Source organism: Mariniflexile fucanivorans, assembly GCF_004341235.1.
GTDB lineage: Bacteria > Bacteroidota > Bacteroidia > Flavobacteriales > Flavobacteriaceae > Mariniflexile > Mariniflexile fucanivorans.
The window spans coordinates 59,230-85,085 of the sequence record NZ_SLUP01000007.1 but is presented as its reverse complement, the minus strand read 5'-3'; the positions used below and the strand labels follow the sequence as shown (position 1 = coordinate 85,085).

Annotated in this window: 24 protein-coding genes; 15 read left to right on the top strand and 9 right to left on the bottom strand. The window is 32.6% G+C overall.

Features of this window, described 5'->3' with window-relative positions; all coding sequences use genetic code 11:
* Position 1: 1 nt before the first annotated feature.
* Together EV196_RS14340 and EV196_RS14335 are read left to right on the top strand one after the other, a co-directional pair.
* Positions 2-1,363, top strand: a complete 1,362-nt coding sequence (locus EV196_RS14340) for an HlyD family secretion protein (protein ID WP_132218462.1) — start codon at positions 2-4, stop codon at positions 1,361-1,363.
* On the top strand, positions 1,360-2,763 hold the full coding sequence (locus tag EV196_RS14335; protein ID WP_132218461.1) for a TolC family protein: 1,404 nt from the start codon (positions 1,360-1,362) through the stop codon (positions 2,761-2,763). The genes EV196_RS14340 and EV196_RS14335 overlap by 4 nt, the downstream gene beginning before the upstream one ends.
* On the opposite strand, the gene EV196_RS14330 is transcribed toward EV196_RS14335, so the two are convergent.
* Positions 2,756-3,592 (bottom strand): universal stress protein, encoded by an 837-nt coding sequence (locus EV196_RS14330; RefSeq protein WP_132218460.1) that lies wholly within the window; start codon positions 3,590-3,592, stop codon positions 2,756-2,758. The genes EV196_RS14335 and EV196_RS14330 overlap by 8 nt on opposite strands.
* A gap of 46 nt (positions 3,593-3,638) precedes the next feature.
* On the bottom strand, positions 3,639-5,003 hold the full coding sequence (gene hemN, locus EV196_RS14325; RefSeq protein ID WP_132218459.1) for an oxygen-independent coproporphyrinogen III oxidase: 1,365 nt from the start codon (positions 5,001-5,003) through the stop codon (positions 3,639-3,641).
* A 122-nt stretch (positions 5,004-5,125) separates the two neighbouring features.
* Here hemN and EV196_RS14320 point away from each other — a divergent pair, with 122 nt between their 5' ends.
* Positions 5,126-5,695, top strand: a complete 570-nt coding sequence (locus tag EV196_RS14320) for a superoxide dismutase family protein (RefSeq protein ID WP_132218458.1) — start codon at positions 5,126-5,128, stop codon at positions 5,693-5,695.
* A 367-nt stretch (positions 5,696-6,062) separates the two neighbouring features.
* Here the strand turns inward: EV196_RS14320 and EV196_RS14315 are convergent, their stop codons facing one another.
* Positions 6,063-7,106: an RluA family pseudouridine synthase gene (locus EV196_RS14315; protein WP_132218457.1), complete on the bottom strand. Its 1,044-nt coding sequence runs from the start codon at positions 7,104-7,106 to the stop codon at positions 6,063-6,065.
* Between the two features lie 41 nt (positions 7,107-7,147).
* A complete protein-coding gene (locus EV196_RS14310; protein ID WP_132218456.1) occupies positions 7,148-7,783 on the bottom strand; it encodes a PASTA domain-containing protein in 636 nt (211 codons plus the stop codon).
* A 230-nt stretch (positions 7,784-8,013) separates the two neighbouring features.
* On the opposite strand from EV196_RS14310, the gene EV196_RS14305 reads away from it, so the two are divergent.
* On the top strand, positions 8,014-8,988 hold the full coding sequence (locus tag EV196_RS14305; protein ID WP_132218455.1) for a D-alanine--D-alanine ligase: 975 nt from the start codon (positions 8,014-8,016) through the stop codon (positions 8,986-8,988).
* A gap of 115 nt (positions 8,989-9,103) precedes the next feature.
* Positions 9,104-9,559, top strand: coding sequence for a pantetheine-phosphate adenylyltransferase (coaD, locus tag EV196_RS14300; RefSeq protein ID WP_132218454.1), 456 nt, complete (start codon positions 9,104-9,106; stop codon positions 9,557-9,559).
* 76 nt (positions 9,560-9,635) lie between these two features.
* Here coaD and EV196_RS14295 read toward each other — a convergent pair whose 3' ends face one another.
* Positions 9,636-11,300 carry a SulP family inorganic anion transporter gene (locus tag EV196_RS14295; RefSeq protein ID WP_132218453.1) on the bottom strand — a complete coding sequence of 555 codons (1,665 nt, stop codon included), beginning with the start codon at positions 11,298-11,300 and terminating at the stop codon, positions 9,636-9,638.
* A 132-nt stretch (positions 11,301-11,432) separates the two neighbouring features.
* Entirely contained in the window at positions 11,433-12,014 is a 582-nt protein-coding gene (locus tag EV196_RS14290) for an NUDIX hydrolase (protein WP_132218452.1), read from the bottom strand.
* Between the two features lie 130 nt (positions 12,015-12,144).
* Between EV196_RS14290 and pyrE the strand changes: the two genes are divergently transcribed.
* Together pyrE and EV196_RS14280 are read left to right on the top strand one after the other, a co-directional pair.
* The gene (gene pyrE / locus EV196_RS14285) at positions 12,145-12,789 is read left to right on the top strand and encodes an orotate phosphoribosyltransferase (RefSeq protein WP_132218639.1); all 645 of its coding nucleotides are present in this window, start codon (positions 12,145-12,147) and stop codon (positions 12,787-12,789) included.
* A 73-nt stretch (positions 12,790-12,862) separates the two neighbouring features.
* Positions 12,863-13,258: an SRPBCC family protein gene (locus tag EV196_RS14280; protein ID WP_132218451.1), complete on the top strand. Its 396-nt coding sequence runs from the start codon at positions 12,863-12,865 to the stop codon at positions 13,256-13,258.
* On the opposite strand, the gene EV196_RS14275 is transcribed toward EV196_RS14280, so the two are convergent.
* Entirely contained in the window at positions 13,255-13,986 is a 732-nt protein-coding gene (locus EV196_RS14275) for a biotin--[acetyl-CoA-carboxylase] ligase (RefSeq protein ID WP_132218450.1), read from the bottom strand. The two genes, EV196_RS14280 and EV196_RS14275, sit on opposite strands and share 4 nt — an antisense overlap.
* A 94-nt stretch (positions 13,987-14,080) precedes the next feature.
* Between EV196_RS14275 and rsfS the strand changes: the two genes are divergently transcribed.
* From rsfS to EV196_RS14245, 6 genes are all read left to right on the top strand, one after another.
* Positions 14,081-14,452 (top strand): ribosome silencing factor, encoded by a 372-nt coding sequence (rsfS, locus tag EV196_RS14270; RefSeq protein WP_132218449.1) that lies wholly within the window; start codon positions 14,081-14,083, stop codon positions 14,450-14,452.
* A gap of 9 nt (positions 14,453-14,461) precedes the next feature.
* Positions 14,462-16,396, top strand: coding sequence for an ATP-dependent zinc metalloprotease FtsH (gene ftsH, locus EV196_RS14265; protein WP_132218448.1), 1,935 nt, complete (start codon positions 14,462-14,464; stop codon positions 16,394-16,396).
* Positions 16,397-16,523: 127 nt separating this feature from the next.
* Entirely contained in the window at positions 16,524-17,132 is a 609-nt protein-coding gene (locus tag EV196_RS14260) for an LUD domain-containing protein (RefSeq protein WP_132218447.1), read from the top strand.
* Between the two features lie 90 nt (positions 17,133-17,222).
* Complete coding sequence (locus EV196_RS14255; protein WP_132218446.1) at positions 17,223-18,044, top strand: phosphatidate cytidylyltransferase; 822 nt, start codon at positions 17,223-17,225, stop codon at positions 18,042-18,044.
* Entirely contained in the window at positions 18,034-18,690 is a 657-nt protein-coding gene (locus EV196_RS14250; protein WP_132218445.1) for a phosphatidylserine decarboxylase family protein, read from the top strand. The genes EV196_RS14255 and EV196_RS14250 overlap by 11 nt, the downstream gene beginning before the upstream one ends.
* Positions 18,683-18,949 carry an acyl-CoA-binding protein gene (locus tag EV196_RS14245; RefSeq protein WP_132218638.1) on the top strand — a complete coding sequence of 89 codons (267 nt, stop codon included), beginning with the start codon at positions 18,683-18,685 and terminating at the stop codon, positions 18,947-18,949. Before EV196_RS14250 ends, EV196_RS14245 begins: the two co-directional genes overlap by 8 nt.
* Positions 18,950-18,969: 20 nt before the next feature.
* Here the strand turns inward: EV196_RS14245 and argS are convergent, their stop codons facing one another.
* Complete coding sequence (gene argS, locus EV196_RS14240; RefSeq protein WP_132218444.1) at positions 18,970-20,754, bottom strand: arginine--tRNA ligase; 1,785 nt, start codon at positions 20,752-20,754, stop codon at positions 18,970-18,972.
* 451 nt (positions 20,755-21,205) lie between these two features.
* Here argS and EV196_RS14235 point away from each other — a divergent pair, with 451 nt between their 5' ends.
* The gene (locus tag EV196_RS14235) at positions 21,206-23,263 is read left to right on the top strand and encodes a tetratricopeptide repeat-containing sensor histidine kinase (protein ID WP_132218443.1); all 2,058 of its coding nucleotides are present in this window, start codon (positions 21,206-21,208) and stop codon (positions 23,261-23,263) included.
* A gap of 34 nt (positions 23,264-23,297) precedes the next feature.
* On the opposite strand, the gene ctlX is transcribed toward EV196_RS14235, so the two are convergent.
* Positions 23,298-24,233, bottom strand: a complete 936-nt coding sequence (gene ctlX, locus EV196_RS14230) for a citrulline utilization hydrolase CtlX (RefSeq protein WP_132218442.1) — start codon at positions 24,231-24,233, stop codon at positions 23,298-23,300.
* 174 nt (positions 24,234-24,407) lie between these two features.
* On the opposite strand from ctlX, the gene EV196_RS14225 reads away from it, so the two are divergent.
* Entirely contained in the window at positions 24,408-25,856 is a 1,449-nt protein-coding gene (locus EV196_RS14225; protein ID WP_132218441.1) for an MBOAT family O-acyltransferase, read from the top strand.

Genomic DNA, 25,856 nt, shown 5'->3' with positions numbered 1-25,856 from the left:
CATGCTCAACATATCACATAATCAGTTAAATAAAAAAGTATCACTAACCAATTATAAATCTGGAAAAGAAATTTTCAACAAAGAATATTATAAACAATTCAATAAGTTTCTTGTGGTAGCTGCTGCTATATTATTAATTGTTCTTTTTTTACCATGGACACAAAATATTTCAGGGCAAGGAGTTGTAACTACGTTAAAACCCAATCAACGTCCACAAAATATTCAATCCCAAATACCAGGACGTATTGAGGAATGGTTTGTACAAGAAGGAGACTTTGTGAAAAAAGGAGATACTATTTTAAGAATTTCTGAAGTAAAAAGCGAATACTTTGATGGTCAACTATCAGAAAGAACCAATCAACAAATTCAAGCTAAATCTTCATCTGTAAATGCCTATCAAGAAAAAGTAGAAGCCCTAAATAGGCAAGCTTCCGCATTAAGAAACGAACAAAAATTAAAATTAGAGCAAACCAAAAACAAACTATTACAAGCCCGTTTAAAAGTTAAAAGCGATAGTATCGATTTTGAAGCTGCAAAAACCAATATCCGTATTGCAGAAACTCAATTTAACCGAATACAAACATTACAAAACGAAGGACTTAAAGCCACGAAAGATGTAGAAGAAAAACGTTTAAAGTTACAAGAAACACAAGCAAAACTTATTTCGCAAGAAAACAAATACTTAGCGACCCAAAACGAACTTATAAATACCCAAATAGAATTATCGAGAATAAATGCAGAGTATGCTGATAAAATATCAAAATCGGAAAGTGACAAGTTTACAGCACAATCTGGTCAATTTGATACCGAGGCTCAGGTAACAAAACTAGAAAACCAGTATACCAATTACAAAATACGTAATAGCCTTTTATATGTAACAGCACCAATAAATGGCTATATAAACAAAGCTCTACGAGGTGGCATAGGCGTTAATTTTAAAGAAGGAGAAGAATTAGTGGGCATCATGCCTGCTGATTACGATTTGGCAGTTGAAACCTTTATTAGACCCATCGATTTACCTTTAATGCATATAGGAGACCAAGTACGTGTTCAATTCGATGGCTGGCCCGCCATTGTTTTTAGCGGCTGGCCCAATGTATCCTACGGTACTTACGGTGCAAAAGTAGTAGCTATTGAAAATTTTATTAGTAACAATGGAAAATACAGAATTCTTTTAGCTCCTGATGAAACAGACAACACTTGGCCTGAAGCTATAAGAGTTGGCTCTGGTGCTAGCACCATTGCGCTTTTACAAGACGTTCCTATATGGTTTGAACTCTGGAGACAAATTAATAGCTTCCCTCCTAACTATTATCAACCAGAAACAAGTAAAGAGGCATCAAATAAAGATTCAAAAAAATGAGGTATTTAATATTATATATTTCACTACTCTTAAGCGCTATTCTTCCAGCCCAAGAGGGCACTTCTATTATCAGTTTATCTGAATATTTGGGTTATGTAAAAACATTTCATCCCATAGTAAAACAAGCCAACCTATTAATCAATGAGAGTGAAGCTAAACTTATGAAAGCACGTGGTGCCTTCGACCCGAAATTTGAAATAGACTACAACCAGAAAACCTTTAAAAACACCGAATATTACAATAAATTAAACGCCACCTTTAAAATACCTACTTGGTATGGCATTGAACTTAAAGGTAATTTTGAGGAAAATACCGGCGATTATCTAAACCCTGAAGCAACTGTTCCTGATGATGGATTGTATAGTGCAGGCGTATCGGTTTCATTAGCACAAGGTTTATTAATTAACAAGCGCATGGCCATGCTTAAACAAGCTAAAATGTATATAAAACAAGCTAAAGCAGATAGGCAAATACTAGTTAACACTATTTTATACAATGCTACAACCACTTATTTTAATTGGTTAAAAACATATAATGAAAAACGTGTTTATGAAGATTTTTTAAATAATGCAATCATGCGTTTTGATGGTGTGAAAAAGAGTTTTGAGGTAGGCGAAATGCCTGCCATCGACACCTTAGAAGCCCGTATTACATTAAATGACAGAAGGTTAAATCTTGAAAAAGCTCGAGTGAAATTCATGAAATCGTCATTGGAATTATCTAATTATTTATGGCTTGATGAGAATACACCTGTTGAAATTAATGACGATATAATCCCGGATATTAATACTTTTGAAAGTGTTGACACCATTCTTAACACCTCTGGATTAGAAATTGAAAATCTCAACATAAACGACCATCCGAAGATGCAATCTTTAGATTACAAGCTTCAAGGCTTAACTATTGAAAAACGTTTATCACTCAACAATTTGCTTCCAAAAGTAGATTTGCAATATAATTTTTTATCGCAAACACCAGAAGTTTCAAGGTCTTTTAGTACTTCAGCTTACAAAAGCGGATTAAATGTTAGCATTCCTCTTTTTTTAAGAAAAGAACGTGCCGATTTAAAATTAGCCCAATTAAAAATTCAGGATACCAAATTTGAAATACAAACAGCAAGAATAAGTCTGAAAAACAAAATAATTTCTATAAATCAAGAACTAGAATCTTATACATTACAAAATAATTACACCACTGTTATTGTTGGAGATTATGAACAGATGCTAACCGCTGAAGAACGTAAATTCTTTTTGGGCGAAAGCTCTCTTTTTTTGGTAAACTCTAGAGAATCCAAATTAATAGACGCCAAACTAAAAGCCATAGCATTGGAAAATAGCTTTTTCAATACTAAGGCCAGTTTGTTTAATGTGCTAGTAATTTCAAATATTAATACTAATTAATTTTAAAGGTCATTACAGGTAAGTTAGCGTGGTTTGCAACGTCTTCACCTATGCTACCTTCAAAAAAGTGTGCCAACCCTTTTTTACCATGTGTTGGCATAGCAATAATATCGGCACCCACTTTTAAAGCGAAATTTACGACACCTGTTTCAACGGTATAATCAGACACATAATGAACAGTATCCATTTTATCAAGATTGCTTTCTGCTTTTGTGAAAAAGTTAACAACGTTTTTTTCAATTTCTACAGAACTTTTAAAGCGTTCGCTAGGTAAATTCACGTAAACCATATACATTTTAGAATTGATTTTATCGAACATTTTAACCGCATTCTTGTACGATTGTATAGACTCTTCTTTAAAATCGCAAGCAAAAACTACGGTTTCAAAATTAATGTCCTTTAATTGGTTTTTTACAACCAACACAGGGATTTCGGCATTTCTAACTACACGTTCTGTATTAGAGCCTATAAAAAACTCCTTAACACCACTAGCGCCCTGAGAACCCATAATTATTAAATCGGCATCATGCTTTTCTGCAACATCATTCACTTCACTAAACACTTTAAAATGTTTGATAATTGGTGTTACTTTCACGTTTTTCAAATACTCTTTTTGAAGAAATTTTTCAAACTTTTGCTCAGCCAATTTATAAAAGAATATAGCTTGTTCGTTTTGAAATCCATCAGAAGCTGTTAACATGACATCGGTCATCTCCAACATGTGTAAAGCTAAAATTTCAGCATTAAATTTTGTTGCAAATTTAGCAGCTGTTTTAAGTGCATATTCAGAATGTTCTGAAAAATCTACTGGAACTATAATTTTCTTCATAATATGATATTTTTAAATCCCGATAATACGGAATGCTATTTTTTAATTAAACAGTCATAGAAAACAACTGTGTGTCGGGTTGTTTTCGTTGTAATAATAAATCGAAGGCCATACAGATGTTTCTAACAAATGGCTGTCCTTTTTTTGTAACCTCAATTTTATTTGCCTCAATAATGAGTAATTTATCGCTTTCCATTTCCTCTAATTTAACAAGGACTTCTGGCAATTCTTCAAAATAATTTAAAGTACTAGACCAAGTTGTTTTAAACTGACACATTAAATTAAGAATATGTTTCCTAATAATTAAATCTTCTTCATTCAAAATATGCCCTCTATAGACAGGTATAATATTGTCTTTTAACAAGTTATAATACTCCTCTATTCCTTTTACATTTTGAGAGAAACCATACCAACTATCGCTAATTGAAGAGACGCCCAACCCAATCATAGCCTGGGTTTTTGATGCGGTATAACCCATAAAATTTCTATGTAAATTACCGTTCTGCATCGATTTGTAAAGTGAATCGGTTTGTAATGCAAAATGGTCCATACCTATTTCATGATAACCCACTTCAGCAAGTCGTTTTTTACCTAACTCGTATTGTTTTCTTTTTAATTCAGGTGAAGGCAAATCGGCATCACTAAACCCGCGTTGTCCACTACCTTTTATCCAAGGTACATGGGCATAACTATAAAATGCCAATCTATCGGGCAATAATTCCTTTGTGTTTAAAATGGTTTGCTCTACATGTTCCAGTGTTTGAAACGGCAAGCCGAAAATAATATCATGCCCAACAGAGGTGTATCCTATTTCGCGCGCCAATTCAGTAGCACGTTTTACGTTTTCAAAAGGTTGAATCCTATGAATAGCTTTCTGCACGGTTTCGTTATAATCTTGCACACCGTAGCTTACACGCCTAAAACCTACATCGTACAATGCTTGTAAATGTTCTCTCGTGGTATTATTTGGGTGACCCTCAAAGCTAAACTCATAATTATCAGCAAGTTCTGAGGTATTTAAAATACCATTAATAAGTTTTTTCAAGTTATCAGGACTAAAGAAAGTTGGGGTACCACCTCCTAAATGTAATTCTTTTATAAAAGGCTTATCATTTAGCAAATTTAAATACAAACCCCACTCTTTTAAAACCGCATTTATATAAGGTGATTCTACACTATGCTGTTTAGTTATACGTTTATTGCACCCACAAAAAGTGCATAAACTCTCGCAAAACGGCAAATGAATATACAAACTGATACCTTCTTTTGAATTGCTTTCATCAAAAGATTTTTTCAATGATGACTTCCATGCTTCTAGTGAAAATGAAGCATCATCCCAATACGGAACCGTTGGGTAACTGGTGTACCGTGGACCCGCAATATTATATTTATTGACTAATGAATTATGCATACCTAACATTTAAAATCAAAATTAACGCAAATGAGTTCAAAATAATATGATATAAGTCATAATGAAATTTGCTATTGTTTCTTTAAAACATTAATTTTAGATAAAATAAAAATACAAATAATATGAAAAAAATAAGCTTTCTAGCAATGATTTTATTAATGGGGCTAAGCTCATGTAAAAATGTAAAAAAAGATACCGAAACTACAAATGCCGAAGTTATTGAAAAAGAAGTTGCAGCTACCAAAGGTCTTACCGTAGAACTCACACCTAAAAGTGACAGTAATGTAACTGGCAAGGTTGTTTTTACCGAAGAAAATGGCACTGTAAACATGGTTGCAACCTTAAGCGGATTAGAGCCAGGTGTTCATGCTATACACATCCATGAATCGTCTGATTGTTCTTCACCTGATGGAAAATCTGCTGGCGGACATTGGAATCCTACAAAGGAACCACATGGAAAATGGGGTGCTGAAACAGGTTACCACAAGGGAGATATTGGAAACTTAACTGCTGATGAAAACGGTGATGCAAGCATTTCTATTTCAACAGATGAATGGTGCATTGGTTGTGGCGATGACACTAAAGATATTATTGGCAAAGGCATCATTGTACATGCAGGTGTTGATGATTTTACAACCCAACCAACTGGTGATGCTGGTGGACGCGTAAGCTGTGGTGGTATTATTGAATAAACATTGAACCAAAGAACTATAATGAAAGAGGCTGTCTAAAAAGTGGAATTCTGTGTCATATTGTCCCAATAACTATCGGGATCGTCGAAATATTTTAAGTTATTGATAATCAATATCAGTTTCGACAAGCTCAACCTGACAAAGCAAATACAAAAACACTTTTTAGAAAGACTCTTTATGTTTTTTTATAACTACTTTTTAAAACATAAAGTATCTTTATGGAATTAAATTAACTGCCGCTACGTCTCGCAACAAAACGCAAACTCTTTCCAAAATACAAAAATAAGTTAGGTATTTCAAATGAAAGTGAAGCTTTTGCTATGACGTAAAACCCATTTAATTTACTGATTTTTAATTTTGAAAAAACCTATTCTTCAGCGCCTTGGTGTTTTGAATATGTACGCCATTTTTCAATACACTGAACCATATCATCTGGAATTGGCGTGTTAAAACTCATGAATTTTCCAGTTTTAGGATGTACAAACCCTAATGTTTTGGCGTGTAATGCTTGCCTTGGTAATACTTTAAAGCAATTATCTACAAACTGTTTGTATTTAGTAAAGGTGGTTCCCTTTAAAACTTTTTCGCCACCATAACGCTCGTCGTTAAATAAGGTATGCCCAATGTGTTTCATATGCACACGTATTTGGTGTGTACGTCCTGTTTCAAGTTTGCAAGACACCAATGTTACATAACCCAAACGTTCTATGACCTTGTAATGTGTTACTGCTGGCTTGCCTTTATCGGCATCATCATCTAGAAATACCGTGTTTTGTAAACGATTTTTTGGGTGGCGACCAATATTACCTTCCACAGTACCTTCTTCCTCTTCAATATTTCCCCAAACTATGGCTACATATTCACGTTCACTGGTTTTTTCAGCAAATTGCAAAGATAAATGCGTCATAGCTTGTTCAGTTTTAGCAATAACTAGAAGTCCGCTAGTATCTTTATCTATTCTATGAACCAATCCTGGACGTTCACTAGAGTTATTAGGCAAGTTTTCAAACCTATAAATTAATGCATTTATAAGAGTACCCGAATAATTTCCATGACCGGGATGCACTACCATACCTGCTGGTTTGTTTACAACCAAAAGTTCATCATCTTCATAAACAATATCGAGCGGAATATCTTCACCAACCAATAAATTCTCATGAGGCGGATGTGTGAAAAGGACACGAATTTTGTCGTGAGGTTTTACTTTGTAATTCGATTTTACAGGCGTTCCATTAACAAAAATACTCCCGTTTTTAGCTGCAGCTTGAATTTTGTTACGCGTTGCGTTTTCAACAAAATTCATTAAATATTTATCAATTCGAAGTGGGTTCTGACCTTTATCTACCGTAAACGCATGATGTTCATACAAATCACTTTCATCATCTAAAAACTCTGGGGTATAATCTTCCATGGACATTCATTATCTGTAGTAAATTACAGTAATTTTTTTAATTAAAAGTTTAAATCGGAAGCAGGACTGCTATCTTCAGATTCGTTTTCAGGCAAACTATCACCCTCATCATTTGATTCACCTCCGGGTCTGTTTCCATTTCCAAGCACCAAATCAATAGCAGTTGTTTTAGGTAACTTTTCTCCCTTTTTAATATCTGCACCTTTATATTGCACTTCCAAAACTAAATCTTTAGCAATATTATCTACATACGTAATTTTACCAACTTTAAACCCTAAAGCCTCTAATGTAGGCTTTGCTTGCCTAAAGGTACGTTCTTTTAAATCGGGTACTGTAATTTTTCGGTATCCAGAAGGATTTACAGTAATGTATATTTTGCGATCTTCCTTTACTTTCGCACCAGCGGCAGGTGCTTGGTCTATTACCGAAAACTTTGGGTAATCTGGATTATAATTTGCAGAATCTTGAACCTGCATTTCTAAATTATTCTCGTCTAACTCTATCGTTGCAACGCTTAACGATTTACCTTTTAAATCGGGCACGGTTTCAAATTCACCATGGTTTGTTGTAAAATTCAACCACCTTAACATTATAAAACTTAATACCACTATGGCACCTATTGCTAATAATACTTGTTTAAAAAATACTTTACTAGTTAGAAATTTAACAACGCTCATGTATAAAATTTTCGATTAGGCAAATATATAAAAACAGAACTGTTTTTTCTTTTGCAATTTAAATGATATTTTAGCTAAACTAATAATAGGTACGTTTTATTGTAGTTTTTAGATTGACACCTTAATTATTTCAACACATATGAAATGAGCCAAACAATAATTCTTGATACCAAACAAGATGATTTATGGCGAATTACATCTGACTAATAAAAAAAATAGACACATTACAGATGAAAAAAAACATTGCTATCATTATGGGAGGTTATTCAAGTGAATATCAAATCTCATTAAAAAGCGGACAAGTAGTTTATGAAACCTTAGATGCTTCAAAATATAACGCTTACAGAATTCATATTTTCAAAGAAAAATGGGTGTATGTTGATAGCGACAACAACGAATTAACTATTGATAAAAACGACTTTTCGGTCACCATAAACAACTCTAAAATCACTTTTGACTGTGTTTTTAACGCCATCCATGGATCGCCTGGAGAAGATGGTTTTATGCAAGCTTATTTCAAATTATTAAACATTCCACAAACCAGTTGCGACATGTACCAAGCTGCATTAACGTACAATAAACGTGATTGTTTAAGCACTTTAAAACCATATGGCATTAAAACCGCAGAATCTTTTTATATAAATTTAGGAGACGTTATTGATGAAGAAAGCATTGTTAACAAAGTAGGGTTGCCTTGTTTTGTTAAAGCGAATAAAGCCGGAAGTAGTTTTGGCATTACCAAAGTACATAAAAAAGAAGATATAAAAAGTGCTATTGAAGTCGCTTTTAAAGAAGATGATGAAATTATTATTGAGTCGTTTTTAGACGGCAAAGAAGTATCGGTAGGTGTTATAAACTTTAAGGGGGAAACCAAAGTTTTACCTATTACCGAAATTGTAAGTGAGAATGATTTTTTTGATTATGAAGCTAAATATTTAGGAAAATCCCAAGAAATAACTCCTGCGCGATTATCTAAAGATGAAGAAGATAAAGTAACTGCCGTTGCAAAGAGAGTGTATGAAGTATTAAAAATGAAAGGTTTTAGCCGAAGCGAATATATTTTTAAAAATGGTGAGCCTCATTTATTGGAAGTAAATACGGTTCCGGGTTTAACTTTAGCGAGTATTTTACCTCAACAAGCAGCCGCCGCAGGTATTACTTTGAGTGAATTGTTTGATAATGCCATTGAATCAAGCCTCCTTTAATCCCTCCAAAAGAGAGAAACAGCTATTGTGATTGCTAATAGAATTGTATATTTACTTATTGATTAATTTTATCTAAATAAAAATCCCTTTCATTTGGAAAGGGTTAGAGATTGGAATGAAAAAAGCACTATTCCCAGGGTCTTTTGACCCCTTAACTTTAGGACACTACGATATTATAAAACGTGGTGTCACACTTTTTGATGAAGTCATTGTGGCCATTGGTGTGAATTCTGATAAAAAATATATGTTCTCACTTGAAGAACGAACCGCTTTTATAGAAAAAGCTTTTGAAGATGAACCGAAAGTAAAAGTGATTACCTATGAAGGACTAACCGTTGATTTTTGTAATAAAATTAATGTTGAATTTATTTTGCGTGGTTTGCGTAATCCTGCCGATTTTGAGTTCGAAAAAGCCATAGCACATGCCAATAGGCGTCTATCAACCATTGAAACTGTATTTTTATTAACATCATCGAGAACATCCTTTATATCATCTTCCATAGTGCGCGATGTTATTAAAAACGATGGTGACTACACCAAGTTTGTACCAGATAGTGTGCGGGTGAAATAGGTTTTTGGTATTTGGTATTTGGTATTTGGTAAAAGTTTTTTTTTTAACTTTCAACTTTTCAACTTTTCAACTGAATCTAAAACTTATATTCCGATAACGATTTTGGAAATTGTTCTGGATTTTCGGCTAAATAATAGCGGGGATCGTTTATAGCCTCCACAATAACTTCTCTAAATTTAGGATTAGCTTTGTATAATAAAATTTTACAGTCTTCACTTAAATGTTTTAATTTTATTGTTTTCCCCTCAGCTTCGTATTTATTCACTAAATTAAAAATAGCTTCAAGTGCGGAATGGTCGCTAATACGCGATTCTACAAAATCGATTATGACGTTTTGAGGATCATTTTTTACATCGAACTTGTCGTTAAAAGCGAGGATAGAACCAAAAAATAAAGGACCCCAAATTTCATAGGTTTTTGTTTTACCATCTTCAGAAAAACGTTTTCTTGCTCTAATTTTTTTGGCATTTTCCCAAGCGAAAACCAACGCTGAAATAATAACCCCAACAAATACCGCAATGGCTAAATCGTAAATAACCGTTACCGCAGACACAATTACAAGAACAAACGCATCCGATTTTGGTATTTTTTTAAGAATCCTAAAACTAGACCATGCAAAAGTTTCAATTACCATCATAAACATCACGCCTATTAAAGCAGCGATGGGTACTTGTTCAATATATTTATCTGTAAATAAAATAAAGGTTAATAAAGTGACTGCCATCATAATTCCAGATAACCTACCTCGCCCACCTGCATTAATATTGATAACCGTTTGTCCAATCATACCACAACCTCCAGTGCCTCCAAACAAACCACTTACAATATTTCCTGCGCCTTGAGCAACACATTCCCTGTTACCGTTACCACGTGTTTCAGTTAATTCGTCCACTAAATTCATAGTCATTAACGATTCAATTAACCCAACCGAAGCGGCCAAAAACGCATAAGGCAATATAAACTTAAGCGTATCTAAATTAAACGGTAAATTTTGCCATAACTCTAAATTTGGAGTTGGAAATTCGCCTTTTAATCCAGTTCCACCACCTTCAATAATATAAGAACCAACCGTGCTAACATCCATACTTCCGAATACAACAATAGCTGTTGTAATAAGAATGGCAGTTAAAGCTGCTGGAATTTTAGTGGTTATTTTTGGTAAAACCCACATAATTCCCATCGTTAATAACACTAACCCTAGCATGATGTATAATTCGGATCCTTGCATGGGGATGCTAATATATTCTTTAACACCTTCCGCCGATATTTCTAACTTTTTATGAGAAAACATACGCACTTGCGCTAGAAAGATAACGATAGCTAAACCGTTAACAAACCCAAGCATGACTGAATGAGGAATGAGCCTTACGAAACGCCCTAATTTAAATAAACCTGCTCCAATTTGAAATACACCCATTAACACTACAGCTGCCAACAAATAGAAATATCCCATATTTTCAATAGGAGTATCGAACAACATACCTTTAGCATGTCCTTCAGATATTAAATGCACAAAAATAACAGCAACGGCTCCAGCTGCGCCAGAAATCAAACCTGGTCTACCACCAAAAATGGCTGTAATTAAACCGATTATAAAAGCGCCTGAAAGCGCCACTAGAGGATCAATTTGAGCCACAAAAGCAAAAGCAACTACTTCAGGAATCATCGCTAACGATGTTGTAATGCCTGCCAAAACATCATCTTTAGCATTAGGTATAATCTTCCTTACAAAATCTGTCATGAATTGTTTTTTTGAGGGTGCGAATTTACGGTTAATAAATAAGTATCACCAAAGAAAAGCGCATTTAACTTTATATGGCCACTAAAACGTTTGAGTTTCAATTACTGGTTTAAAGCTTTAAATATTAATATTTTAAATAAGAATTCTAATATTTGCATAAGAGTTTTCAAGGGCTTCAGACATTTGTTCTTGGTTTAACCATTCAACCTTGGTAATGCCTTCTTCCTCTTGGGCGTACAGAACGCCTGTAAAGCTTGTTTTCATTTCAAACCAATAGGTCACTTTAATTCTATGGTTTCCGTTACGTTTAAAAATATGGTAAGTAGTTTCTAAAGGCTTTGTTATTTCTAATCCGGCAACGCCTGTTTCCTCGGTAACTTCTCTTAAAGCGGTTCTTTCAATACTTTCAGTACCCTCTATTTTTCCTTTAGGCAAATCCCATTTATCATTTCGGTAAATGAATAAAATTTCATTTTTATCATTATACACTTTACCTCCACCAGCAACCACATTTGGCAGCTTTTTTAAAAACTTTTTAAGAAGCTTTTCGGCATTTTTATGGATAAGACGCACTTCTTCTAATTTCGTTGTATTAAGCTCTTTTATAACTTTTCCAATATTTACGGTATCTAGTAAATAATTCTTGAAATTTGTTTCTTGCTCAACAACTGTTGTTAAAACTATCGGTTTATCGCCAACAAAAACTTTGTACATGCTTTACTTTAATAATTACACTTTGGTAAAAATATCATTTTTGCGCACAAACTTGGCATTGTTGAAAAAAATATTTTTAATAAATGCCTCTCCATAACGAAAAACTAAATTTATGTTTATTTTTGTTCCTATGATTTTTAACAAAGACACCGCTAGAAAAACTGCTGAAGTTTTATTGCAAGTGAATGCCATAAAACTTAGCCCTAAGGAGCCTTTTACTTGGGCTTCTGGATGGAAATCGCCTATTTATTGCGATAACCGCATTGTATTGTCATTCCCTCCTATTCGAAATTACATTCGTGAAACCATGGCTAAACAAATTGAAAAGCAATATGGCAAACCCGATGTTATTGCTGGTGTTGCCACTGGTGCAATAGGTATTGGCATGTTGGTTGCCGAATATATGGGGTTGCCTTTTATTTATGTAAGACCCGATGCTAAAGGCCATGGGAGAAAAAACCAAATTGAAGGTTTTATCGAATCTGGACAAAACGTTGTGGTGGTTGAAGACTTAATAAGCACAGGTGGTAGTAGCTTAAATGCTGTGAAAGCTTTAAAAGAAGCGCACATAAATGTAAAAGGCATGATTGCTATTTTTACTTATGGTTTTGATGTTTCAATTAAAAATTTCGAAAATGAAAATATTAAGCTTCAAACACTAAGTGATTACAATAGCTTATTGGAACAAGCGCTTAAAACCAATTATATTTCTGAAAAAGAATTAATAACATTACAGGAATGGAATACCAATCCTAGTGAATGGAACGCTATTTGATATAAATATAAGCGTTTAACTGTTAAGTCCTTTAATTGGCTAACTCCTAAACGACTTGCAACAAACAATAAAAATGAATTTAGAATCTCCAAAAATAAACGTTAGCAAATCACCTGAAGATGTATTTGATTTTTTAGCTGATGTTAAAAATTTCAAATCATTAATGCCTGAAAATATTAGCAAATTTGAAGTTTTAAGTGAGGATACCTTTGTATTTGCATTAAAAGGCATGCCTGAAATTATATTAAAAAAGAAAGAAGTAATACCACCTAATAAAATAGTTTTAGGTGCAGCCGGAGGAAAAATAGATTTTTCTCTTGTTGGAAATATTACTAAAATAGATGAAGCTACTAGCGAAGTACAATTACAATTTTCGGGCGACTTCAACCCGATGATGGCTATGATGATTAAAGGCCCAATTAGTAAATTTATTGAAACCCTTGCTACAAGTATTCCTAAAGCTATTTAATATAAAAGCGTAATTGTTTTTAAATCGAATTCTTTTATCATTTCATCTTCAAGCAGTACTTGGAGGTTTCCATATTCAGAAACACCTTTTATAATACCAAAAAACAACACACCTTCAGCATCTTGAAATGTTGAAGGTTTATTTTTTCTAAAAAGTGAAGCTTCATAGGTTTCTTTAAGCGATACTAAACGCCTTTCTTTTAAAATATTGAAATAATATTTTAAATTGATAATGATCTCTTTTGTTATGTCATCTAAATCAAAAGTACTTCCCGAAACAAGTTTTAATGAAGATGCTTTGGGTAAATTATCAAATTCAACTTGATTTACATTTAGACCAATTCCTATAATAGTACTTGAAAATTTGTGCTGTTTAAACACGTTTTCAATTAAAATGCCACAAATCTTCTTGTTTTCTGACAAAATGTCGTTAGGCCATTTTACACTTAATTTAGGTATTGATAAAGAACTTAACGTCTTGTACAAAGCTAAAGCAATGGCCATACTAATATAAAAAGGACTTTCTAAATGATATTCCGAAAGATCCTTATACACACTGAACGTAAGGTTTTTAGACGCTTCCGAATCCCAAACAGTTCCCATTTGCCCCCTACCACTAGTTTGCAACTTAGTTACAACAACGGTATAATCGGCAATAGGTTCATTTACAGAAAGTCTCCTTAAATAACTATTTGTAGAATCGGTGGCATCAAGTTTGATTATATTCATGAAATAGTTATTATTAGTCTCTGAAATCTTATGATAATTTTAAACCATAAAGAACTAAAAAAATAATAACTTTGCAAAAATTTAAAAAATTTTAATGACGAAAGAAAATATAAGTGCAGACCAATTAATATCGGTTATAGTTAGTGGCATTGAAGACGTTAAAGGAAAAGAAATAAATATTCTTGATTTAAGAGAAATTGAAAATACAGTTTGCGATTATTTTATAATTTGCGAAGGAACTTCAAACACGCAAGTTAACGCTATAGTTAATTCTGTTCAGAAAAAAGTAAGCAAAGAACTTAAAGATCACCCTTGGCACACAGAAGGCATGGATAATGCTGAATGGGTGCTTATAGACTATGTGAATGTAGTAGTACATGTGTTCCAAAAACAAATAAGACAATATTACGATATTGAAAGTCTTTGGGGTGATGCAAAAACAACAGTAATACAAACAAGTTACTAAAAATTTAGGATGGCAAACGATAAAAAAAACATAAATGAAAACAAGCCAAAATTCAGTCCGTACTGGATTTATGGTATTTTAATTGCCCTGTTTTTAGGGTTTCAAATATTTAGCAGCAGTACCACTCAAGATGGAACTGACACGACACCTTCTCAATTTTTTAAATATTTGGAGGATGGCGATATTGCAAAAGTTGATATTATTAAAAATACACGTGTTGCAAAGGTTTACTTAACTACTGAAGCAGAAGCCAAGGAAGTTCATAAAAAATCAAAACCTACATCATTTCTTCCATCGGCAACAAAAATGCCGAATTATAAATTCGAATTTGGTGATCTTCAAAATTTTGAAAATCAATTAAATGAAGTAGCCAAAGAATTACCTAACAAACCTGTTATCAAATTTGACACAGAAACTGATAATTGGGGCAACCTTTTAATGAGTATTCTACCTTTTATATTATTAATAGGTGTATGGATTTTCATTATGAGACGTATGTCTGGTGGTGCTGGCGGAGGTGCTGGTGGGCAAATTTTCAACATAGGAAAATCCAAAGCAAAACTTTTTGACCAAAATACAGAAGTAAAAACCACTTTTAAAGATGTTGCCGGTTTAGAAGGAGCAAAAGAAGAAGTACAAGAAATTGTTGATTTCTTAAAATTCCCTGAAAAATACACTTCATTAGGAGGGAAAATACCAAAAGGAGCACTTCTTGTAGGGCCTCCGGGAACAGGGAAAACATTATTGGCAAGAGCCGTTGCAGGTGAAGCTAAAGTACCTTTCTTCTCGTTATCTGGTTCAGATTTCGTTGAAATGTTTGTGGGTGTTGGAGCGTCTCGTGTTCGGGATTTATTCAAACAAGCCAAAGAAAAATCACCTTCAATTATTTTTATTGATGAAATTGATGCGATTGGACGTGCTAGAGGAAAAAACGCCATGTCTGGCAGTAATGATGAACGTGAAAACACCTTAAATCAATTACTTACAGAAATGGATGGTTTCGGCACAAACACGAATGTTATTGTACTTGCCGCAACCAATAGAGCCGATATTTTGGATACAGCCTTAATGCGTGCTGGACGTTTTGATAGACAAATTTATGTTGATTTACCAGACGTTCGTGAGCGTAAAGAAATTTTTGAAGTGCATTTAAGACCGCTTAAAAAGGCTGAAAACTTAGATCTTGATTTCTTATCGAAACAAACTCCAGGATTTTCTGGTGCTGACATTGCCAATGTTTGTAACGAAGCGGCTTTAATCGCTGCTAGAAATGGTAAAAAATCGGTAGATAAGCAAGATTTCCTTGATGCCGTTGATAGAATTATTGGTGGTTTAGAAAAGAAAAATAAAATCATTACCCCAAGTGAAAAACGCGCAGTTGCATTTCATGAAGCTGGTCATGCCGTGGTAAGTTGGATGTTAGAACATGCTGCGCCATTGGTAAAAGTAACTATTGTACCTCGTGGCCGTTCATTAGGTGCTGCATGGTATTTACCGGAAGAGCGTTTAATTGTTCACCCAGAACAAATGCTTGACGAAATGTGTGCTGCCTTAGGTGGTCGTGCTGCAGAGAAAGTTATTTTTAATAAAATATCTACAGGAGCGTTAAGTGATTTGGAAAAAGTGACCAAACAAGCTAGAGCCATGGTTACTGTTTATGGACTTAGTGATAAAATTGGAAACCTAACCTATTACGATTCTTCAGGACAAAATGAATATGGTTTTTCAAAACCATATAGCGAACAAACGGCTGAATTAATTGATAGCGAAATTTCAGACATCATTGAAAAACAATATTTACGTGCCATCAAATTACTTGAAGACAATAGAGATAAATTGACGGAACTTGCAGAAGTTCTTCTTGAAAAAGAAGTGATTTTTAAAGATAACTTAGAGAAAATTTTTGGTAAACGTGCTTTTGAGAAAGAAGACATTGAAAATTAACAAAAAACACATTATCTATGATATTGATTAGATAAACAGTAAAAATCTTAAATTAAACACGTGTTTAATTTAAGATTTTTTATATTTGATAACCTCTAAGAGAATTACATTAATAGCAGCTTACTGAATGAGCCTTTTTAGAAAAATTTTTGGTTTGAAACCAGACCAATCAGATGAAGAAGTAAAGTCTACTGAAAGAGGCAGGTACATGCCTGAAATAAAACTGCCTATTGACGAAAAATTCACCATAAACTTTAAAGGCAATGGTGGAAAATTTTTGTATTGTGAAAACTTAAATGAAGTCTATCACAACTTACAAAACATTATTGAAGAAAATAACTGGGACGATAAAGAAACACTAATATTAGACCCAAACATTAAAGATAAGTTTAAAAATTCCAACTTAAACACGACCACCAAAATTAGTGATTCCACTATTTTCCTAACAACTTGCGAAAATTTAATAGCTAACGACGGTTCTTTGCTTATTTCTTCAAAACAAATTTTCGAAAAAAAATTACCCGAATTACCATCAAACTTTATTGTTTTTGCAACTACAAGTCAAATTGTTGAAAATATTGGTGAAGGTTTAAGGGGTATCAAATCTAAAAACAGACAAAAAATACCAACTAACATTACAACCATAAAGCATTTTAAATCTAATGATGAAAAAGATTTTTTAAGTTATGGTAGTAGTGCAAAAAACTTATACCTACTTCTTTTAGAAGACTTATAAGTTAAAACGAGCATGTTTAAAAGTTTATCATCCAAAAGAAAGATTAATAGCGAACAGCGTGTGTTCATAAAAAAGCACTAAATATATCACATGAAAGAAACTCTTATTCGATCACTTTCTGGGTTACTCTATGTTTTGCTATTAATTTTGTGTTTCACTCACCCACAATCATTAATTGCATTGTTTTTTGTGTTTGGCATCATTTGCTTAATCGAATTTAACAAACTCATTCAGCTTAAAAGCTTAATTCCATATTTTATATTTGCTTTTCTTTATGCCTTTTTTGTGTACTGGCATCTTATTTTAAACACAAATAAAGGAATTGACGAAGCTATTCAAATACTTATGGTCGTTACTATATTTGTTGAATTGTTCTTAATTAAAGATTTGTTTTCAGAAAAAACAATCCCATTATTTAGTTCAAAACGATTTATATTAACCACATTCTATATATCAAGTGCCTTTATTTTTTTAGTTTTAATAGCAGACCATCATGACGTTTACAATTCTAACATCTTGCTAGGATCGTTTATTTTAGTATGGGTTAATGATTCTTTTGCTTATTTAATTGGCAAAAATTTTGGTAAACAAAAACTTTTTGAAAAAATTTCACCAAAAAAAACAGTAGAAGGATTTCTTGGTGGCTTGTTTTTTTCCTGTATCGCAAGCTATTTTATTGCTACCTTTACACAAACTTTAGATTTTACAAGTTGGCTTATTTTAAGTATTGTAATAACCGTATTTGGAACTTTAGGCGACTTAATAGAATCTAAATTTAAAAGACAGGCAAACGTAAAAGATAGTGGTGCTATTATGCCTGGTCATGGTGGTTTGTTGGATCGATTGGATAGTATTATTTTTGCGGCACCTTTTATTTATTTATTTTTAAGAATTTTACACTATGTTTCATAAAGAAGGACATAAAATTATATTTCTAACATTTGTATTTGTTGTAGGCTGTTCTTTATTAGCCGACAGTTTTATACCAATAACTTGGCTAAGAACCATTGTTTTAATTGTATTATTAGCTTTTTTAATACTTATTCTTCAATTTTTTAGAAACCCAAAACGTAACACGGTTTTAAACAATAAACAAGTTGTATCTCCAGTTGATGGAAAAGTAGTTGTAATAGAGGAAGTATTTGAAAAAGAATATTTTAACGAAAAACGTTTGCAGGTAAGCGTCTTTATGTCTCCAATAAATGTTCATGTTACACGTTACCCTATTAGTGGGAACGTTATTTTTAGCAAATACCACCCAGGTAAATTTTTAGTTGCATGGCACCCTAAAGCAAGCGAAGAAAACGAACGCACTACTGTTGTTGTAGAAAATGAAACTTATGGTAAAGTTTTACATAGACAAATAGCGGGCGCTTTAGCAAAACGCATAGTAAATTATGCTAAAATAAACGACAAAGCCGTACAAGGTGGCGAGTCTGGGTTTATAAAATTTGGCTCTAGAGTTGATTTATTTTTACCACTGGACACAAAAATAAAAGTGACATTGAACCAAAAAGTTCGTGGAGGCGAAAGTATTATTGCAGAAGCAAATGACTGATGAAGCATTAGAAATAGAATTTCAAGATGCCGTTGAGCGCGTAAGCGCTTATACGGAACCTTTTCCTGCCGATGTGCTTTTAAACCTGTACGCTTACTACAAAAAAGCTACCAATAATTACAGTCGCCCAAGCAGTAAAAAAGCCATTATAAATGCTTTTAAAACCAATGCTTTATTTCAAGTGAAAGATATTACTCCAAATGAAGCAAAACGCTTGTACATTGATTTGGTTAATAAATACTTTTTATACGGAAAATAAAAATAGTTTCCCTCTTTAAATTACATTCTCTCAGGAACTTGAATGCCTAAAACATGAAACGCATTCTTGATAGTTTGAGCAACTTTACCGGACAGCTGTACTCTAAAAATCTTTTCATTTTCAGTTTCAGCCCCTAAAATAGAGACGTTCTGATAGAATGAATTAAATTCCTTTACCAAATCGTAAGTATAATTCGCTACTAAAGCCGGACTATGTTGTAAAGCGGCGTTTTGAATAACTTCTGGAAATAGCTCTAATTGTTTTATTAATTCTTTTTCTTTTTCGTGTAAAGACCTTTCGACTGCGCTCAAGGTGACATTATGTTTGAAATTTGCTTTTCTTAAAATAGCTTGAATTCTGGCGTAAGTATATTGAATAAATGGCCCTGTGTTTCCTTGAAAATCGATAGATTCTTTGGGATCGAATAAAATACGTTTTTTAGGATCTACCTTTAAGATATAATATTTTAAAGCTCCTAAACCTATGGTTTTATAAAGCGATTGTTTTTCTTCTTCGGAATAACCATCAAGTTTTCCTAATTCTTCTGAAATTTCACCAGCAGTAGAAGCCATTTCATCAATTAAATCATCGGCATCAACCACAGTTCCTTCTCTACTTTTCATTTTTCCGCTAGGTAAATCGACCATTCCATAACTTAAATGGAATAAGTTTTTAGCCCATACAAATCCTAATTTTTTCAAAATTAAAAATAGAACTTGAAAATGATAATCTTGTTCGTTTCCAACGGTGTAAACCATACCGCCAACATCTGGAAAATCTTTGATGCGTTGAATGGCGGTACCAATATCTTGAGTCATGTAAACCGCAGTACCATCGGAGCGTTGTACTATTTTTTTATCTAAGCCATCTTCGGTTAAATCGCACCAAACAGAACCATCTGCCTCTTTAACGAAAACTCCTGATTTTAAACCTTCGGCTACAAATTCTTTTCCCAATAAATAGGTGTTACTTTCATAATATAAAGTATCAAAATCAACACCTAGGTTTATATAGGTTTCGTTAAAACCTTCATAAACCCAACTATTCATCGTTTTCCACAGAGATACAACTTCTTCGTCACCAGCTTCCCATTTTTGGAGCATGGTTTGTGCTTCCAATAAAAGTGGCGCGTCTTTTTTGGCCTCATCTTCAGTTTTACCAGAAGCTATAAGTGTTTCAATCTCTTTTTTATATTCTTGGTCGAACTTCACATAATAATTACCAACGAGCTTATCGCCTTTTAAACCTGTACTTTCTGGAGTTTCATTGTTGCCAAAACGTTTCCAAGCCAACATACTTTTACAAATATGAATGCCTCTATCATTTATAATCTGTGTTTTGTAAACTTTTTTACCAGATGCTTTTAAAATTTCAGCAACACTATAACCCAAAAGGTTATTTCTAACATGCCCTAAATGAAGTGGTTTATTGGTGTTTGGTGAAGAATATTCAACCATAATAGCTTTTTCATCAGCCTTTGGAGGTACAAATCCAAAAGAATCTTCATCTTTAATGTTATTAAAAAAGTTTAAATAATAGGCGTCGCTTATTTCAACGTTTAAAAAACCTTTTACAACATTATACGCTTTAACTTCCTCTACGTTTTCAACTAAATAATTACCTATGGTTTCTCCTATTTGAACAGGGTTGCCTTTAATAAAGCGTAGCATTGGAAATATTACTACGGTAATATCGCCAGCAAACTCTTTTCTGGTGGCTTGAAACTCTACAGAATCTAATTGAATTTTAAAAGCTGTCGAAACGGCTTGTTTTACTTGGGTGGATAAAGTCTCTTGAAGGCTCATTAATCGTGCTATTTTTAAGTGTGCAAAGATAAAACTTTTATTAAAGGAATATTGCAAAACTTATTTTAATAAAAACAGTACCTAATTGTTGGAATGTTTTTAACTCATTTATTGAAGAAAAAAGCTTAAACTATTTATTTTCAAAGTATTGTAATAACTAGTAAGTTTTATCTTCAAAAATGCTTTTTTTCCGTGATTTTTACCGTTAATCTATTCGTCGGATTTTTGATGTTTTAAGCATATTCCTTTCAACTAATTTATTGGTAGAAAAACGCAGAAATTAGATTTTAATGATGCTTTTTATAACTTTTGTTTTGTAAAGCTATTATCATCCATTGGGATGAATTTTTTTTAACCAACAAAAATATTACAACTTAAAAAGTAATACTTATTTCCCTCAAATAAGTCATACTTATTATAGTTTTATTACTTGTTGTAATATTATGACAGTATGAGGAAAGTAATTATTTTAATTATTCTTTTGTCTGCATTCTTAGGTTTCTCTCAAACCAAAGAACTGGATAGTCTTTCCATACAACTTGCTTTCGAAACTCAAGATTCTCTAAAAATAAAGACCTCTTTAAAACTTATTAAATCGCTTTATGAAATTAATGATTATGATAGAGCTTTAAAATATATTATTGAAAGTGAAAAACTCTCAACCAACTTAAAATACACAAAAGGCATTGCAGAAACAACTTATTTTAAATCGCTTATTTATGCACAAAAAGGCGACTATATTAATGCCGTAAGTGGTTATGAAAAATCTAAAGAATTATTTAAAAATTTAAAGGACACACTAGGAATTGCAAAAGTTAATAACAGTATTGGCTTAATTGAAATTAAACGTGGCAATTACTCAAAAGGTTTACAATATTCGCTAGCAGCCATTAAAGAATTAGAAAAACAAAACCTTAAAAGAGACCTTAGTTTAGCTTACAGTAATTTGGCCAAAGCATACCAAAAAATTAATGCTGTAGACAGAGCCATTCAGTTCAATTTAAAAGCTCTGGAAGTGCAAAAAAAGTTAAATGATACTACATCACTTACTCAATCTTACAGCCAATTAGCTGAGCTATACTCATCCAAAAACGAAAACAGAAAAGCCATTGAGTATTACCAGAAAGTTTTAAGTGCAAGTAATATTAAGTTAGATTCTTTACAAGGTCTAATTTATCCGAAATTGGGAGCAGAATATTTAAAATTCAATGATTTTGAAAATGCCTCGAAATATTTAATTCAGGGTTTAAGTATCAATAGAAAATCCAACAACCAAGATGGCATTTTATTGGCCTTGAACAGTTTGGGTGAATTAAATTTACAAAATAATCAATTAGTTTTGGCTGAACAGCAACTTTACGAAGCGGGAACAATTGCCAAAAACATTAATAACAAACCAGAATTGCTTAAATATTATAAGTTAATGATGGCTTTAGACTCTACCAAAAATAAATTTGATAGTGCGTTTACATGGCAACGCCAATACTACAATTTACAAAGAAGTCTTAATGACAATAACTTAAAGAATTCCGATTCTGTTCCATTGGATTTTAACCCTAATTTTGAAAAAGATGTAACAATCAACAATAACTTTGTTGAAACCCCTACAAAAAGTTCACTCTCTATTTTAAATACAGATTTAGATAAATCTCAACTTATTTTTTATGGTCTTCTAGCAGCACTCGCCATTGTTTCAACCTTTTTAATATTAATTTATTTAAAAAGAAATAGCAACATAAAATACACACAAGAATTAGAGGAGAAAAACCTAAAAATTGAATTGCAAAACGAAGCCTTTTTAGAACAAACAAAGCACCTTGAAAATGTTAATAATGTAAAAGACAAACTGTTTTCAATTGTTTCTCATGACTTAAAAGATTCACTATCATCAATTAATGGGTTTATTGATTTATTAAAAGATGGTTCGTTAAGCAGGGAAGAGTTCGATAATTTAATTCCAGAATTAAGCGAAAACGCCAACAACGCATCATTGCTTTTATTCAACTTACTTAATTGGTCTAAATCCCAAATGCAATCTTTAGAACCCAAACCAAGCTTGTTTGATGTTCAGGAAGTTTTTGAAGATAAAATAAAACTTATTGAACAACGCATGGAAAACAAGGGTATTGAATTGGTTGACCATTCCTTACGCGATTTCGCCTATGCCGATAAAAGCATGTTCGAAATTGTTGTACAAAACCTACTTGCAAACGCTTTAAAATTCTGTAAAAACGGCGACACCATTACCATTTCAAACCATATAAGTAACGGTAGCTGCATTGTTAGTATAGCCGATACTGGCATTGGCATTTCAAAACAAAACATCGAAAAACTATTCAAAAACAGCTCATTCACCACCGTGGGCACTAATAACGAAAAAGGTACTGGCTTAGGCTTGTCTATTTGTAAAGAATTAGTAGAGTTAAATAACGGTAAAATTTGGGTTGAAAGCACTGTAAATGTTGGTAGCACTTTCTATGTGCAATTGCCAAAATCCAGAACAGATTAGTGGCATTAGCTGTAATCAAAAATTATAAACTCCTTTAAGCTTTAGGTAAAAACACTTCTGCCATCATACAACGGGCACTACCTCCACCACAAGTCTCAATAGTATCTAAAGAACTTGAAAGTATTTTAGTGTGTTTTTCAAGTTTCTCAATTTGATTTTTTGTTAAGGAATTATAAGCCGATGTACTCATCACTAAATACGTTTCGTTATTAGCACCTCTAACTTGCAGCATATTACCTGCAAAATTATTCACCTGTGCTTCGGTAATATCTATAATTTCCTTGCCATTTTCTCTTAAATGGTCCATGACGTTTTTGCGTTCTTTTTTATCGTCAATGCTACTTAGGCAAATTACCGCAAAAGTTTCACCCAAACACATCATAACATTGGTATGGTAAATGGCTTTTCGTTCACCATTTACAGTTTGGTTCGCTATAAAAAGAACGGGCATATATTCAAAATCTTCACAAAACTCAATAAACAAATCTTCATCCGCTCTGGGTGATAAGGCACAATAAGCTTTTCGGTTAGCGCGGTCCAACAAAACACTTCCAGTACCTTCAAGAAAAACACCTTCTTCCTCAGCATCTGTGTAATCAACTATATTATTAATTACAAAACCAGCTTGTTCAACCGCTTCCAGAACATCTTCACTACGCTCTAAACGTCTGTTTTCTGCAAACATGGGGTATAAACCCACATCACCATTTTCATGAAACGACACCCAGTTATTTGGAAAAACAGCATCTGGTGTATCAAATTCATTAGTATCGTTTACCACAATTACGTTAACCCCAACACTTTTTAATTTTTCTACATAAGCATCAAACTCTTTTTGTGCTTTGGCATTTACTGTTTGTGGTAACACATTATTCAGTATTTTTTGGTAGTAATTGTTTACAGCGGTTTGCTCGTTCATTCTAAAATTTATAGGACGAATCATTAAAATAGTATTGGTGGTTTGTTGCATGGTGTACCGTATTATATTACAAATATAATTTTATTTATATTATTAAATTAGAGTATACATCTTGGCTTTATAAAAGATTTGAACTAAATTCGTTTAATAGTACTATATCAAAAAATTGATTCTTTGTTATTCATGACAAAAAACTTATCAATATTAAATATTTAGAATAAAATAATGCTATTTAACTCCATTGACTTTGCTCTTTTTTTACCAATCATTTTTATTCTATATTGGTTTGTTACAAACAAAAATTTAAAGCTTCAAAACTTTTTAATAGTAATAGCAAGTTATATATTTTACGGTTGGTGGGATTGGCGATTCTTATCTCTAATCCTATTTAGTACTATAGTAGATTACTCTATTGGAATTGGCCTATCAAAGCAAGAAAATTTAAACAAAAGAAAAATTCTACTTTGGATAAGTATTTTAGTAAATCTCGGATTACTTTCTTTTTTTAAATATTATAACTTCTTTCTCGACAACTTTGTATTAGCTTTTTCATTTTTTGGAACTGAAATAAAAGCAAATTCTCTAAACATCATTTTACCTGTTGGAATTAGTTTTTATACGTTCCAAACCTTAAGTTATACAATAGATGTATATACACGAAAATTAAAACCAACCAAAGACTTTATTGGTTTTTCTGCATTTGTTAGTTTCTTTCCTCAATTAGTCGCTGGGCCAATTGAACGAGCAACAAATTTACTTCCTCAATTCTATAAAAAACGAAATTTTGACTACAAAAAAGCTGTAGATGGAATGAGACAAATACTTTGGGGTTTATTTAAGAAAATAGTGATAGCTGATAATTGCGCTCAATATGCCAATATCATTTTTAATAATTCATCTGAATACTCGGGTAGTACTTTAGTTCTGGGAGCAATATTCTTTACGTTCCAAATTTATGGCGATTTTTCAGGGTATTCGGATATCGCTATTGGAACTTCTCGCCTATTTGGCTTTAACTTAAAACAAAATTTTAATTTTCCATACTTTTCAAGAGATATTGCGGAATTTTGGAGGCGTTGGCACATATCTCTTTCTACCTGGTTTAGAGATTATCTTTATATCCCTTTAGGAGGTAGTAGAGGAAGTACTTGGAACAAAATTAGAAATGTTTTTATTATTTTTATTGTTAGTGGTTTTTGGCATGGTGCTAATTGGACATTTATTATTTGGGGTGCTCTAAATGCCTTATACTTTTTACCTGTATTTTTAACTAATAATAATCGAAATAATCTAAGTATAGTTTCCAGTAGAAAACACTTTCCTAATGTAAAAGATTTTTTTTCAATAGTATTCACTTTTAGTCTAACTGTTTTTGCTTGGATATTTTTTAGAGCCAATAACGTTGAACATGCGTTAAACTACATTTCTAAAATCTTTTCAAACTCACTATTTACATCTCCAAATTTTGAAAACGATGCTTTTGTGAAACCAATATTCATTCTATTATTCATTTTTATAATTATCGAGTGGTTAGGAAGATTTCAACAATATGCAATTGCTAATTTAGGCTTAAAATGGAAACCATTATTGAGATACTTCATGTACGCTTCAATTATTTTTTCATTATTTTGGTTTGGAGGAAAAGAACAACAATTTATTTATTTTCAATTTTAA